11 protein-coding genes are annotated in these 14,216 nt (G+C 70.2%); 6 read left to right on the top strand and 5 right to left on the bottom strand.

Features of this window, described 5'->3' with window-relative positions; genetic code table 11:
* Window positions 1-2: 2 nt before the first annotated feature.
* Window positions 3-779 carry an ABC transporter ATP-binding protein gene (locus tag GEV43_RS33030; RefSeq protein WP_160824014.1) on the bottom strand — a complete coding sequence of 259 codons (777 nt, stop codon included), beginning with the start codon at window positions 777-779 and terminating at the stop codon, window positions 3-5.
* Between the two features lie 325 nt (window positions 780-1,104).
* Here GEV43_RS33030 and GEV43_RS33035 point away from each other — a divergent pair, with 325 nt between their 5' ends.
* Window positions 1,105-2,361 carry a sensor histidine kinase gene (locus tag GEV43_RS33035; RefSeq protein ID WP_175250183.1) on the top strand — a complete coding sequence of 419 codons (1,257 nt, stop codon included), beginning with the start codon at window positions 1,105-1,107 and terminating at the stop codon, window positions 2,359-2,361.
* Window positions 2,349-3,008 carry a response regulator transcription factor gene (locus GEV43_RS33040; protein WP_160824015.1) on the top strand — a complete coding sequence of 220 codons (660 nt, stop codon included), beginning with the start codon at window positions 2,349-2,351 and terminating at the stop codon, window positions 3,006-3,008. The genes GEV43_RS33035 and GEV43_RS33040 overlap by 13 nt, the downstream gene beginning before the upstream one ends.
* A 36-nt stretch (window positions 3,009-3,044) precedes the next feature.
* On the opposite strand, the gene GEV43_RS33045 is transcribed toward GEV43_RS33040, so the two are convergent.
* The 3 genes from GEV43_RS33045 to GEV43_RS33055 form a co-directional block, all read right to left on the bottom strand.
* Window positions 3,045-3,299: a hypothetical protein gene (locus GEV43_RS33045; RefSeq protein WP_160824016.1), complete on the bottom strand. Its 255-nt coding sequence runs from the start codon at window positions 3,297-3,299 to the stop codon at window positions 3,045-3,047.
* Between the two features lie 211 nt (window positions 3,300-3,510).
* Window positions 3,511-3,999, bottom strand: a complete 489-nt coding sequence (locus GEV43_RS33050; RefSeq protein ID WP_160824017.1) for a hypothetical protein — start codon at window positions 3,997-3,999, stop codon at window positions 3,511-3,513.
* Between the two features lie 273 nt (window positions 4,000-4,272).
* Window positions 4,273-4,758, bottom strand: coding sequence for a hypothetical protein (locus GEV43_RS33055; RefSeq protein ID WP_160824018.1), 486 nt, complete (start codon window positions 4,756-4,758; stop codon window positions 4,273-4,275).
* Window positions 4,759-5,346: 588 nt separating this feature from the next.
* On the opposite strand from GEV43_RS33055, the gene GEV43_RS33060 reads away from it, so the two are divergent.
* On the top strand, window positions 5,347-5,895 hold the full coding sequence (locus tag GEV43_RS33060; RefSeq protein ID WP_160824019.1) for a hypothetical protein: 549 nt from the start codon (window positions 5,347-5,349) through the stop codon (window positions 5,893-5,895).
* A gap of 563 nt (window positions 5,896-6,458) precedes the next feature.
* Here the strand turns inward: GEV43_RS33060 and GEV43_RS33065 are convergent.
* Window positions 6,459-7,679 (bottom strand): histidine decarboxylase, encoded by a 1,221-nt coding sequence (locus GEV43_RS33065; protein ID WP_160824020.1) that lies wholly within the window; start codon window positions 7,677-7,679, stop codon window positions 6,459-6,461.
* 552 nt (window positions 7,680-8,231) lie between these two features.
* Between GEV43_RS33065 and GEV43_RS33070 the strand changes: the two genes are divergently transcribed.
* The 3 genes from GEV43_RS33070 to GEV43_RS33080 all read left to right on the top strand — a co-directional run bounded on the left by GEV43_RS33070 (window position 8,232) and on the right by GEV43_RS33080 (window position 14,216).
* Window positions 8,232-9,437: an amidohydrolase family protein gene (locus GEV43_RS33070; protein ID WP_160824021.1), complete on the top strand. Its 1,206-nt coding sequence runs from the start codon at window positions 8,232-8,234 to the stop codon at window positions 9,435-9,437.
* Window positions 9,438-9,816: 379 nt separating this feature from the next.
* The gene (locus tag GEV43_RS33075) at window positions 9,817-11,094 is read left to right on the top strand and encodes an aspartate aminotransferase family protein (protein WP_302931119.1); all 1,278 of its coding nucleotides are present in this window, start codon (window positions 9,817-9,819) and stop codon (window positions 11,092-11,094) included.
* 5 nt (window positions 11,095-11,099) lie between these two features.
* Window positions 11,100-14,216, top strand: a complete 3,117-nt coding sequence (locus GEV43_RS33080; protein WP_160824023.1) for a non-ribosomal peptide synthetase — start codon at window positions 11,100-11,102, stop codon at window positions 14,214-14,216.

Raw genomic sequence — 14,216 nt, forward strand, 5'->3', positions numbered from 1 at the left:
GTTCAGCCCTCCCGGGCCGGGACGGGCTGCTGCTGCCGCCTGCGGCGGTCGAGCATCGCCAGTTCCTCGGCGATCCGCCGCACCCCGGGCTGCGGCATGTCTTGGACGATCCGGCCGTCGGCCAGCACCATGACGCGGTTGGCGTAGGACGCGGCGACCGGGTCGTGCGTCACCATGATCACCGTCTGCCCGAAGTGGTCGACGACGGACCGCAGCAGCGCCAGAACGTCGGCGGCGGTCTGCGTGTCGAGCGCTCCGGTGGGCTCGTCGCAGAAGATCACTTCAGGTCGGGTGACCAGCGCCCGGGCGATGGCCACCCGCTGCTGCTGGCCGCCGGACAGCTCCGCCGGACGGTGCCCGAGCCGGTGGTCGAGCCCCACCCGTCCGATCACCTGGGCGAGCCACGCCGTGTCCGGGCGCCTGCCGGACAGCCGCAGCGGCAGCAGAATGTTCTGCTCCACGGTGAGGGCGCCCACCAGGTTGAAAGCCTGGAAGATGAAGCCGATCCGGTCGCGGCGCAGTTCGGTCAGCCGCTTCTCCGGCAGCGTCGCCAGGTCGGTGGAGCCGATCACGACACGGCCGGAGTCGGGGCGGTCCAGTCCGGCCGCGCAGTGCAGCAGGGTGCTCTTGCCGGAGCCGGACGGCCCCATCACCGCCGTCATCGTCCCCCGGAGGAACCGGACATCGACCTCGGCCAGTGCCGTGACTGGTTGATCACCTTCGTAGGTCTTGCTGACGCGCTCGAGACGCACGGCCTCGGGCGGCGGGGGCGCTGACATGGCGGATACCTTCCAGGAGCCTGAATTCAACAGCCTTCGACGGTAGGAAGGACCGCCCCTTCCAACAATGCAGCCAGGTGCCCATGGGAAGTAGTGCAGGCACTACCAAACGCCCTTCTTCGTCACCCACGGTGATCGTCGCTACGCACGGCCACGAATTGCGCGTGGCGGCGGCTGCTGGGAAGCGTGCATGGTGCTCTGCCACCGGCTGAACAATCCAGCGCACTGGCAGAACCTCAGCCAGCAGGCTGTGCCGCCCCGCGGGAGTCGCCTGGCGCGGGGGCCCGTTCCCCTAGGGTTTGCTGTTGGAAAGGCGGTAGACAACATGGAATTGCGGGTCCCCCGGCGGATCCTGCGGATGATCGTTCTCAAGCGTGGGCGCGCGGCCCTGGACGCGCTCGAACATCTCGTCGGCGGCCTCGGCACCACCCTGCCCGCGTTCATCGTCCTGGTGTGGCTTCTTGCGGTCGCGCTGCTGTGCGTCGTCGGCGTCGGCCTGCTGCTGGCGCCCACCCTGCCCCGGCTCGTTCGGGCACCGGCCGACCGCGAGCGCGCCCGGCTGTCGCGGTGGGGTCCCGAGATCACCGCGATGGGCCCCGCACCGTCCGGCGTGCGCGCCGCACTCGCCGATCCGGTCGTACGGCGGGAGCTGCGCTGGCTGCTGACGCACGGCACGCTGGGCCTGGCCATTGGCGCGGTCGGGGCGACGCTGGCCGTGCAGGCGGTCCAGGACATCAGCTACCCGCTGTGGTGGCGGATGCTGCCCCGCGACGACGCCAGCCCGAACCTGGTGTTCTGGAGCGTGCGCGATGATCTCGACGCCGTTGCGGTCGCGTTCTACGGACTGGCGCTCGCCGCCGTCTTCGTCGTCGTCGGACCGTGGATGGCCCGGTTGCAGGCGTGGCCGGGGCGGCGCCTGCTGGCGCCCCCGGCCGACATGGACCTGTCGCTGCAGATCGCGCAGCTCTCGGCCACCCGAGCCGCGGCGCTGGACGCGCACGCGACGGAACTGCGGCGCATCGAGCGCTCGCTGCACGATGGGACGCAGAACCGGCTTGTCGCCGCGACCGTCCTGATCGGCGGGACCCGCCGGGCGCTGGCCCGCGATCCCGCCCGCGCGGAGGCGATGCTCGCGCAGGCCCAGGACGCCGCGGAGACCGCGCTGGCCGAGCTCCGCACGGTCGTGCGCGGCATCCTGCCGCCGATTCTGGATGATCGTGGGCTCGCCGCGGCGCTGGCCGGGCTCGCCGCGGACTGCGGGGTCCCCTGCCGGACCGACATCGACATCCCCGCGCGATGCGCCGCGTCCGTCGAGGCCACCGCCTACTTCGTGACGGCCGAGGCGCTCACCAACGTCTCCCGGCACAGCCGCGCCCGGTCTGCCGCCCTCGCCGTGCGGTGGCGGGACGGCCTGCTGTCCGTGCGGATCGAGGACGACGGGATCGGCGGCGCGGTCGCGGGCCGGGGCTCGGGGCTGGCCGGCATCCGCGGTCGGATCGAGGCGCACGACGGCCGGTTCGCGGTGACCAGCCCGCCTGGCGGGCCGACCGTTCTGGAGATGGAGCTGCCATGCGGGTCGTGATCGCCGACGATGACTACCTGCTCCGCGAAGGGGTGGCGATGCTGCTGCGCGCCGAGTCGCTGGACGTGGTGGCGACCGCCGACTCCCCGGAGACCTTTCTCAAGGCCGTGGACGAGCACGAGCCGGACGTCGTGATCGTCGACGTGCGGATGCCGCCCACCCACACCGACGAGGGCATCAAGGCGGCGGTCGAGGCGCGGCGTCGGCGGCCCGGCCTTCCGGTGCTGGTGCTGTCGGCGTACGTGGAGCAGACGTTCGCCACCGACCTCCTCGCCGGCGGCAGCGACCGGCTCGGCTACTTGCTCAAAGAGCGGGTCGGCCGCGTCGAGCAGTTCCTGGACGCGCTGCAGCGGGTGGTCGAGGGCGGTACGGCCATCGACCCCGAGGTCGTCGCGCAGATGCTCGTCCGGTCCCATCCCGACAGCAGGCTGGAGCGGCTCACCGCCCGGGAGCGCGACGTGCTGCGGCTGATGGCCGAGGGACTGGGCAACACGTCCATCGCCGAACGGCTCTTCGTCACCGAGGGCGCCGTGCACAAGCACATTCGCAACATCTTCGCCAAGCTCGACCTGACGCCCACCGATCGCGCGGACCGCAGGGTCACCGCGGTCCTGCGCTATCTGGAGAGTGTTCCGAAGCGCAGGTAGCTCGGCGGAGGCCGCCTTGCTCGCGTGAGCGGCGGGCTATGCGACCTCGAGTAGTTGACGCAGAAGGCCGTCGAGGCAAACGAGGCCAGCGAGGTTGCCTTCGGAAAGCGCGTCAGCGTCCACGAGCAGCTCGCGCAGGTGTTCGGCCAGGTCGCCAAGGCCCTCCATCGTCGCGAGGCCATCCGGCCGTACCCGCCAACGCCGCAGCCTGCTGGGCGTGTACGCCGCCCGGCCGCGCACCGGGTTCCGGCCCGGCCGCGGCGGGACAAGGCCGGCGCGCCGCGCGTTCACCCGGCCGGATGACACGCGATCATGCCTCGCCCCCGGTCGGATTCCTGAACCCGGCGCAGGTCACCGGCGCTGAGGCGCGGCGGCCACGCGGGCTGGACGGCGGTGGGCTTCGGACAGTACGTCGAGCCGGCCCATCCGACCGCTTGCCGGCGCAAGCGCCACCTCATGATCGTCTCAGCGTGGGTTCTGACTCATGCGGGCTGTGGGTCCCCTAGGTGGGGTCTGGCTCGGAGAGATCGAGCCATTGCTCATGCACCGGTACCTGCCAGGGGAGCAGCCGGACGAGCGCCGGGCCCAGGGCCGGATCGTGCTCGAAGACGATCCTCTTGCGGCGATGCCGCCATTGCACCTGCAGCGATGTCTCCTGGTAGCCCTTTTCGGTATCGCCTGAGTGTTCGACAAGCACCGCGCTCACCTCGGCGATGGGCACCGTCCGCACCCGCGCGGGACTTTCGAAGCGGACCTGTGCCCTGGTGAACTCGATCACGCGGAGGACGTAGTGGCTTCTGATCAGCCCCACGCAGATGGTGAGTATCAGCAGCCCGCCGAGCACGAGCAGACTCCAGGCATACCCCCTGTCAGAAGGCTTTCGGTCGGTCGCCAGCCCCACCATCGAAAAGATCCACATGAGGGCGAATCCGATCACGCCCATCGGGGCGTACGAAGTCTCGCACCGCACCCGCGCCTCAGCGTCCACCATGACTCCCTGCCGAGGAATCACGACCATCGACGACGCGGTGATCCACCCCCCGCGTCAAGTCGCCTCAGGCGCAACGCTAGGGCGCATCACCCGGGAGGGGACCCGGCCGGCGGACAGGCCACGCCACCTACCTGCCTGAATGGCCCAGACGGCGGCTGGCGGGGCCCCCTCACCAATAGGCCAACCCGCGCTGGCGCCCTCCGCCCGGCAACTCCTTGCCAGGCACTCACAGACGGCGAGGTCCAAAGACGACTTCCTACCGGTCAGGGCGATCTAGACCCGTCTTAGGAGCATCCACGCGGGTGTGATCGCGACCGCGATCATTCCGATTCCCAGCCAAGCACGGCGGGCACCCCAGATGGTCGGGCGGTGCGGCCGTTGGGCGGGCGGTACCGTGGCGGCGATCTGGTCCACCCGTTGTTGGATCTGGCGTTGGTCGGCGTCCGACAGCCCGTCGGCGCCCAGGCTTTCCGACAGCGCCATCACCTCATCGGTCTGCTCGGCAGTGAAGCCGGGCAGCTCACCCTCATACCCCCATCCACCAGCGAACCGGCTGGGAATGCAGCTCAACTGCTTTCCGTCTTCGACGTTGAGGTGCACCGGCCCTTCGTCACATCCACCGCGGCCGTGAACGAACTCGATCTTGTACGGCGGGTGAGCGCGGCGCTGTTCCAGATAGCCGACCAGGGTGAATATGCCGCCGAAGACAACGACTCCCAGGGTCCCTAAAAGGGCCAGGACGCTCAGCAAAGCACGCATGCGCTTCCTTCGTTCAACGGACACCACCCGGACGGCATCGAGGCACCTCGATGCTCCCTTCAGAATCCCGCCGAGCAGAGGGGAGGGGTCCCTGCAGAAGAACTGCGCCCCTCCCGGCTCGCCCTCGGGCCATGGAACGCCGTGGCCGGCCAGTCCTACCTGGCGGGCGATCCGCTCGTCCCGGCCCGTGCGCAGATCGGCGACGTCAGCGCGTGTTATCCGGGATCCTTCAGGGCCTGCTTCCGAACCTTGGAGATCTCCAGCGCTGCCCAACGGCTAGGCGTTTCGCGCGTCCCGGGGCGGAACGGGCCCCGGGCCGGGCCGTGCGGAAGGAGTCGGCGGCGTCGGCCCGGTTCGGTGTCCGCTTACGCCGACCGCTGGGTCGTCTTTCGGTGGCGCTGGCTCCAAGTGCGCTGAACGGTGAGCCGGGTCCCCTCCCGAGTCACGTCGTTTACGCTGCCCATGGGGCGAGTGTCAGCCGGTTGGAGTCACTGTGCCCTCGCGCCACGACCCTGGCGTCCTACCGGTGGGCGCGGCAGGCGGCCGCGATCACTCTTGCATGACGAGCCGGAGTGAAGGGAGCAAGCGATGGCATGGTTCGGTCGGCTACGGAAGCCGGGCCCTTCACGTATTCCGCTGGCGAGCAATGAACCGATCGAACGCTGGCAGCGCCGGGTGGCAGAGGCCGGTCTGCGGCTCGTCGAGATCAAGAAGAACAACCAAGGCGCCGTTTACCAGGTGCTCGCCGGAGAAGACCCGGCAAGAGCCAAGGATTTTCTGCGGAAAGAACCGATTGATAAAGAGCTGTACTACATCATCGTAGAGACGCCCGACGGGAACTGGGGCACCGACATCAAGGGCCTCTTCCTGGAGAGATTGCGGCCTTGGCAGATGGATACCGCGAACACGGATTGCCAAGGCGCGATCAGTGGCATGATCGACATGAACCAGAGCATCAGGGCCGCCGCCCGCGGAGTCACCGACAACTTCGTCGTCGAGGTGTGCTGCGGGCGATGCGGGCACGAATGGATCGACGGAATCCGCTACCGGAACCTCACGGTGGTCCGATGCCCCACCTGCGAGGCCCGCAACCTAATCGACTCAGACGGCTACACATTCGCAGAGTACGACTACTGATTCGCTCAGCGGACGTTCTGTCTCACTCCGATGCTCAACGGGGCTACTCCAGGATCAGAGAAGTTTGTGATCACAATGGAAGGCCCTCCTCGTTACGGTCCCGCTACGTAACGACGATCGAGCCAGAAATCAAAATGTCTATGGCCCCAGACGGGCGACTTGCCGGTGCGGCGCAGATGCACGGGCCACCAGCGCCACGACCGCCAGCAGGGCGCTGAGCCCCGCTACCGCGGCGGGGCGCCCTGCGGTGCGCAGCCCCCACCGGCCGGACCCCCAACCCGCAGACGCACCCCCGGCCCCTTCACCGCCTTCGCCGCCGTTAGCGGCAGCACGGTCCTCGTGGCTCCCATCGGTGGGCCGACTCGGGGGAGTGGACGGGGATGGGCGCAGGGATCTGCTCGGTCGCGGTGAACTGGCCGAGGACCGGCGATGCGTTCTCGAAGGGGCCGTGCCAGCCTGGTGCCGGGCATTCAGCGGTCCCGTCGGTCCCAGTTCCGGCAATGGTCGAGTGGCCCGTTGGCTGGCTGGGGTTGTGAGGTGGCTGCGCTGTGCGGTCCCGGTCCTTATGGCCGCAGGTGTTGGCACAAGCGGTCGATGTGCTCTTCGGTCAGGTGCGGCATGGCGATGAGGTGGCTTTGTTCGCCGGCGTCGAGCAGGTGCCAGGTCTCCAGGACGTCGTCGGCGGGGCGTTGGAAGCCGACGATGATGGAGTGGGGGACGCGGCGCGGGTCGGCGCCGCATTCGCGCAGGCGTTGTTCGGCGTATTCGGCGATGTGCAGGCAGTGCCGGGCGCGGCGTTCCAGGCCGTCGCGGCCCAGTCGGCGCAGCGCCCACCAGAGCATCAGCGGCGCCAGCCCGTCGCGGGAGCCGGTCAGGGTGTAGTCGTCGGCGTCGACCTGGGTGACGTGGGAGCCGACGCGGTGCAGGTGCTCGCGGCGGGCCAGGGCGATCCCGGCGGGCACGGGCAGGCCGATGACCTTGTGGCCGCTGATGGCCAGGCTGTCGGCTCCGGCGTCGAACGCCCAGGGGCCGTAGCCGGGGATGAAGGGGACGATGAGGCCGCTGAAGGCGGCGTCGACGTGGAGGTGGACGCGGTGAACGCCGGCCGCGGCCAGGCGCGGGCGGACGGCGGCGACGTCGTCGGCGGCGCCGGTCATGGTGGTGCCGACGGTGGCCAGCACCACGGCGGGACGGTCCCGGCGTCGCAGGCAGGCGTCGGTGAGGGCGTCCAGGTCCATGGCGCCGTCGTCGCCGGTGTCGATCTTGACCTGGTCGAGGTCGAACAGTGAGGTGATCTTGTCGACGGAGTAGTGGGCGTCGGCGGAGGTGTAGAAGACCGCGTCGGGGTAGCGGCGCATGCCCAGGTGCACGCCGAAGATGTTGCTCTCGGTGCCGCCGCTGGTGGTGTATCCGGCGACCTGGTCCACCTGGCCGCCGGTCAGGCGGATGAAGAACTCCAGCACCTGGCGTTCGAACGGCCGGGTGGAGATGTTGTAGCCGGCGGCGGCGTAGGCGGTCCCGACGTTGTTGAGGGAGACGGCCAGGAAGTCGGCCAGCGGCCGGTAGTCGAAGTCCAGGTTGACCGGGAACCCGATCATCCAGTTCCGCTGGTTCATGCCCCAGTGGGCCAGCAGGCGCAGCAGCTCGTCATCGTGCTGGCCGTTGGCGGTCCCGGTGCGGGGCTCGTCGCCGATCTCCAGGTCCTCGGGACGGAAGGAGATCGTGCTGGGCCAGCCGGTCTCGGCGGGGTCGGGGCCGGGACCGGAGGGCGAGGGAATGTTCATGTCACTCCCGACGGAATGGTGAGGAGGGCTTCACAGGAACCGGGGGTCGTGGCTCTCCTCGGAGAAGGGCCGCATGTGCGCCTCGACCGCCCCATGGGCCCGGGGCGATCACTGCATGCCCATGTCGGAGCCTATTCCTCCCATCACACCGGGCCCTGCGTCCATGCCATTCAGCATGATGCTTCTGCCCTTCTGTGCGTTTATCCTGTTTCTTGTTCTATGACACGGCATGATCGAAGTCAACGGGCCCGATATTTGATCATCGGTCCGGCGGGAATTTCGGCCCCGACCGGGTGTCCCGCCGTATCGTCCTTGGGCTGGAATGCCCGCTTGCTGTACGTGGCGGCGAGGCGTTGCAGGGGTGAATTCATGGGGTGAACGGAGGGGATCGCCGCTCGTGCTTCACATTGGGCAGTGGAGAACCGTCAGGGTCGATGTTTTCGGATACTCGATTGCCCATAGGGCATAGTTGGTAGATCCTCATCTTGGTGCAGAAGGAAGGCGATCCTTTCATCCGCTGAGAATTTCGGATTGAGCTCGTCGGGACGTTCTATGACTGTGGACACCATTGTCGTCGCTGAGCACATGTGGGATGGGATCTCGCCCGAGGTGCGCGGGCATACGGAAGTGCTGATCAGCGACGGGCGGATCGTCGCGTGTGAAGGCCGTGCCGACCGGCCGGCCGGTGCGCGAATCGTGGAGCTGGGCGAGGCGACCCTGCTGCCGGGGTTGATCGACTGCCACGTCCACTGTGTCTCGGGTATGACCTCGTCGGCGCGATCGGCGCTGGAATCCTTGCCGGTCCTGCGCACGCTGCTGGACAACGGATTCACCACCGTGCGCGACCTTGGCTGCTATACGCCCGAACCGGTGACGCTGGAACTGCGGCGGGCTGTGGAGGCCGGAGAGATCCGCGGGCCGCGCATGCTGGTGGCGCCGCGTCTGATCAGTGGCCGCGGAGGCCACGGCGATCAGACCAGCGAGGTGGCGGCCTGTGCGTGCGAGATCGGCGCACTCGCCGACGGGACCGACGAGATCGTCCGGGCGGTCCGGGAGCAGGTGCGCCAAGGGGCCGACTGGATCAAGTTCGCCGGCAGCGGCGGGTTCTCCACCAGCGTGGACGACCCCGCGACGGCCGGCTACCGGCAGATCGAGATGGACGCCTTGGTCGAGGCGGCTCGCGACTTCGGACTGCCCACCGCATGCCATGCGCTCTCCGACACCGGTGTGCGTCGCGCGGCGATGGCCGGGGTCTCGACGATCGAGCACGCGACGCTGGCCGACGCCGGAACGCTGCGGTTGCTCGCCGGCCGGCGGATCCCGGTCGTCCCGACCCAGTACCCGATCACCGTCTTCACCGACCGCCTCGACGACGAGTCCTTCTGGGCCGACAAGCCGGGCAACGTGCGCGAGCAGGTGCGACGCCATGCCGACGCCCTGCGCGCCGGCCTCGGGCGCATCGCCCGCAGCAACGTGGAGATCGCCTTCGGCTCCGACGCCGGAACCTTCGACCACGCCGACAACTGGCGTGAGTTCCCCACTCTGGTGCGCTCAGGGCTCAGCCCGTCGCGCGCGCTTCAGGCGGCCACCACCGTCGCCGCCCGGGTGCTGCGCCGTCCCGACCTCGGCCGTATCGAACCCGGCGTCCCCGCTGACATCATCGCCGTACCCGAAAGCCCGTTGCGCGATATCGACGCGCTCGGCCACGTGGAGTTCGTCATGCAGGCGGGCATCGTCCGGCGCGGACCGGGGGAGTGACGCCCCCCGGGCAGCCGGGGCGTGATCGTTCCATGCGAGGGCGGAAGACAGTGCCCTGCGCTGCCCTCGCCGGTGTGTCGGGCGGGTGAATTGGGGAAGGCGTTCGGGGTCGGCCTGTGTTGCCATAGCGGGGCTGTACTCCAGTTGACGGATGCGGGCTTCGATTTGTGAACGGCGTGCGGGCGTGGTGCCAGTGGTCGGTAAGGAATGGCATGGTCCGCCTCTTCCGATGGCACCTACCTGCCGGGCTACGTTAGAAGCGCTCGGGGGCAGTGTTTTGTGGTGATTTCACCCACATGAGCCCGTTACGTCCGGATAGTTCCTATGAATGGATGACGAGGGCCTCATCGAGCGCCATCGAAAGCAGTTTCCCTCTTGGATGTCCACGTTCTATGAACGCCCGCTGGTGCCCACCCGGGGGAGCGGGAATATTTTGACCGATGCCAGTGGGGAAAGCTATCTGGACTTCTATTCGGCGGTATCCGCCAACATTCTCGGATACGACGTTCCCGAGATCTGGGAAGCGGTGCGGGAGCAGTTGCGCAGCGGGATCGTGCACCTGTCGCCGTTCTATGTCAGTCGGCGCCGCGTGGAGCTCGCCGAAAGGCTCGCAGAGCTGTCGGGCATTCCCGACGCCGTGGTCTCCTTCACCGTTTCGGGCAGCGAGGCGGTGGACCTCGCCCTCTTCCTGGCGACCCTGTATCGCAGGAGCAGCCATGTGCTCGCCCTGCGGCACGGCTTCCACGGCACCACGTTCGGCGCCATGGCCGTCACCGGCGACCGGCGCTGGGTCGGCATGGGGCTCAGCCCGTTCCAGGTCGGCTATGCCCGCGGCGGCTACGACCGCCACCACGGCCCGTCCGCCGGACTGGACGACGCCGCCTACGTGCGGGCGTGCGCGCAGGACCTGGCCGAGTTGATCGGTGCCGGTACCGCCGACCGGGTGGCGGCGCTGATCGTGGAGCCGGTCCAGGGCGTGGCGGGCGCGGCGCCCTTGGCACCGGGTCTGCTGGAGGCGTACCGGCCGATCCTCCAGCGGGAGGGCATCCTGCTGATCAGCGACGAGGTCCAGACGGGATGGGGCCGTACGGGCGGGCACCTGTGGGGCTACCAGCATCACGACGTCGTCCCCGATCTGCTGGTGTTCGGCAAGGGGCTGGGCGGCGGCTTCCCGATCGGCGGGGTGGTGGCGCGCAGGGAGATCATGGAGGCGATGACGGGCATGCGGGTCTCCGCGACCAGCGGTGACCCCCTGCCGGTCGCCGCGGCCCTGGCCACGCTCGACCACGTTCAGGCCCACGACCTCCCCGCGAACGCGGGCAGGCTCGGCAGCCTGCTGCTGGACGGGCTGCGCGAACGGATCTTCGACACCGCGATCGTGGCGGACGTCAGGGGCCGCGGGCTGCTGCTGGCCATCGAGTTCACCGGCCCGGACCGCGATTCGGCGGGGTCGGAGATCGCCGTCCGGGTCCAGGAGGGCTGCCGCCGCAACGGCGTCCTGGTCGGGCTGGGCGGTGCCGAGGAGCACTGCCTCAGTCTCATGCCGCCGCTCACGCTCACCGAAGCGCAGGCGCGCGAAGGGATGGAGGCGATCGCGTCGGCGGTGCGCGAGGCGGACCGCGGGATCGCCGCCGACCGCGGCGGTAAGGCGGAATGAACGGCATGAGCACTCCCGCGAGGCGTTCGGTCTTTCCGCTGACCGCCGTCCAGGAGGCGTACTGGGTGGGGCGGCAGGACACCCAGCCGCTGGGCGGCGTGGCCTGCCACATGTACTTCGAGTTCGAGGGCGCCCTGCTCGAACCGGCCCGGCTCGAACGCGCGGTACGAGCGGTCGCCGGCCGTCACCCGATGCTTCGCGCCAGATTCACCGACTCCGGCGAGCAGTACTTCGCCTCCTCGGCCGCATGGCCGGGCCTGACCGTCCATGACCTGTCCCGGCTCGACTCCTGCGACCTGCGTCGGGAGCTGGCCAGGATCCGGAGCGGTATGGCCCACCGGCTGCTCGACGTCGAACGGGGCCAGGTCTTCGACGTGCGACTGTGCCTGCTCGCCGACGGGCGGACCCGGCTGCACGTGGACGTCGATCACCTCGTCGCCGACCCCGTGAGCATCCGCATGCTGCTGGCCGATCTGGCCGCCGCCTACGACGGCACCCTGGAAGCGGCGGAGAATCCGCTCTTCGCGGTCCACGCGGCGGCGCGGCCCGTCCACGACGAGGACGCGCACGCGGCGCGCGACCACTGGCGGGAACGTCTTCCCGGCGGGACCGCCCGGCCGCCGCGGCTGCCGTTGGCCGCCGAGCCGGCGACGGTGGCCGGGGCGCACTTCACCCGGCGCGGCACCCTGCTGCCCGCCCACAAGTGGCGGCGGCTGCGGGCTCGGGCGCGGGAGCACGCGGTCGAGCCCGAATCGGTGCTGCTGGCCGCCTATGCCCAGACCTTGGGCCGGTGGAGCGCCGAACCGGCGTTCAGCATCAGCGTGCCGTCCTTTCCCCGCCCGGACGCGCCCCCGGACATGTCCCGGGCCGTGGGCGACTTCACGGCGCTGACGTTCGTCCCGTTCACCGTCGAACGGTTCGATGACCTCGCCGAACTGGCCCGCGCCGTGGACCGCGAACGGCGGGAGGCGGCACCGCACAGCGCGTACTCGGCGGTCCGCGCGCTGCGGGAGCCGGGACCTGGCGATGCCGCGCTCTCGTTCGAGGGCGCGGCCGTGTTCACCTCGCTGATCGAACGGGAGTGGCCGGACCGGCGGGTGGTCCGCGTCCTGGGCGAGCCGGTCTGGGCCCTCACCGAAACCCCGCAGGCGCTGGTGGACTTCCAGGTGTACGCACGTGACGGCGGCGTTCACCTGGCCTGGGACGCTCCCGAGGAGATCTTTCAGCCGGGCGTTCTGGACGCGATGGTCGAGGCGGCCCAGGATCTGCTGGAGAACTACGCCGACGGCGAGTGGAAACGGCCGGTCCCCGCGGCGCTGCCCGCGCCGCAGGCCGCCACGCGCGCGCGGGTGAACGCCACCGAACGGCCCATGAGCGGTCGTCCGCTGCATCAGCCGGTGTTCGAACGGGCCGCCGAATCGCCCCGCGAACCGGCGCTGGTCGGCCCCGGCGGCGCCATGTCCCGGGGCGAGCTGTCCGAGCGGGCCCGGCGCGTCGCCTCCGCCCTGATCTCCCGGGGGCTGGAGCCGGGCGACGCCGTCGCCGTGTCGCTGCCGCGCGGCCCCGACCAGGTGGTGGCCGTGCTGGGCGTCCTGGCCGCCGGCGGCTGCTACGTCCCCGTCGGCGTCGATCACCCCCAGGCCCGCCGCGAGCTGATGTACCGCACCGCAGGCACCCGGTTGCTGATCGGCGCCGAGCCTTCCGCGTCCGAGGCGGCGGACGGCCCGCAGCTCCTCACGCCGGCCGCGGCCCGCGGCTGCCCGCCCCTCCCCAGCCCGGTGCCGCGGGCCACCTCCTCGCTCGCCTACGTCATCTTCACCTCCGGCTCGACCGGAACGCCGAAGGGCGTCGAAGTGGAGCACGCCTCGGCGGCTAACACCGTCGAGGACATCAACGACCGCTGGTCGGTCGGCCCGTCCGACCGCGGCGTCACCGTCTCGGCGCTGGACTTCGACCTGTCGGTCTACGACGTCTTCGGCCTGCTGGGGGCCGGCGGCTCGCTGCTCGTCCTGGACGACGCCGTCCTGCGCGAACCGCGGGACTGGCCGCGGACGCTCGCCAGGCACCGCGTCACCGTCTGGAACTCGGTGCCGGTGCTGCTCGACATGCTGCTGGCGGCCTGCGAGGACGCCCGCCGGCCACCGCCCGACCTGCGGCTGGTCGTCACCGGCGGCGACTGGATCGGCCTCGATCTGCCCGGACGCCTGCACGACCTGCTGCCCTCGGCGGTGTTCGTCGCCAGCGGCGGCGCGACCGAGGCGTCCATCTACTCCAACCACCTGGAGGTCGAACGGGCCGACCCGCAGTGGAGGTCGATCCCCTACGGCCTGCCCCTGAGCAACCAGCGCTTCCGGATCGTGGACGCGGCCGGACGCGACTGCCCCGATTGGGTCCCCGGCGAACTGTGGATCGGAGGCGCGGGCGTGGTCCGCGGCTACCGGGGCGATCCCGAACGCACCGCCGCGCGGTTCGTCGCCCACCGGGGCGGCAGGTGGTACCGCACCGGCGACCGGGCGCGCTACCGGACCGGCGGGCTGGTGGAGTTCCTCGGCCGCGACGACCTCCAGGTGAAGATCAACGGCTACCGGATCGAACTCGGCGAGGTCGAGGCGGTCCTGGCCGCCCACCCCCAGGTGGCGCACGCGGTCGCCGTGGTCACCGGGACCGGCGCCGCCCGGCAGATCACCGCCTTCGTCACCGCCGCACGGGACGACATCGACCTGGCCCTGCTGCGCGAGCACGCGGCCGCACACCAACCCGAATACGCCCGGCCGTCCCGCTACTTCGTGCTCCCCGAGCTCCCCCTCACCTCCAACGGGAAGGTGGACCGGCGCGCTCTGGCGCGGTGGAGCGCCCCCGCCCCGGTCTCGCCGTCCAACGAGCCGCCCAGCGGAGACCTGGAACGCGGCGTCGCCGAGGAGTGGCACAAGCTCCTGGGCAGACCCGTGACCGTCCGCGATGTCGGCTTCTTCGAACTGGGCGGCAACAGCGTGCTCAGCATGCGGCTGATCAGGGCCTTGGAAAAACGTTTCGGGCGACGGCTAGACATGCGTTCGCTTCTCTCCGAGCCCACCGTCGCGGCGATGGCGTCGGCTCTGCGGGACCGCAGGCGAGTGGGGTGA

It is taken from the genome of Actinomadura sp. J1-007, assembly GCF_009793335.1.
Taxonomy (GTDB): Bacteria; Actinomycetota; Actinomycetes; order Streptosporangiales; family Streptosporangiaceae; genus Spirillospora; species Spirillospora yumaensis.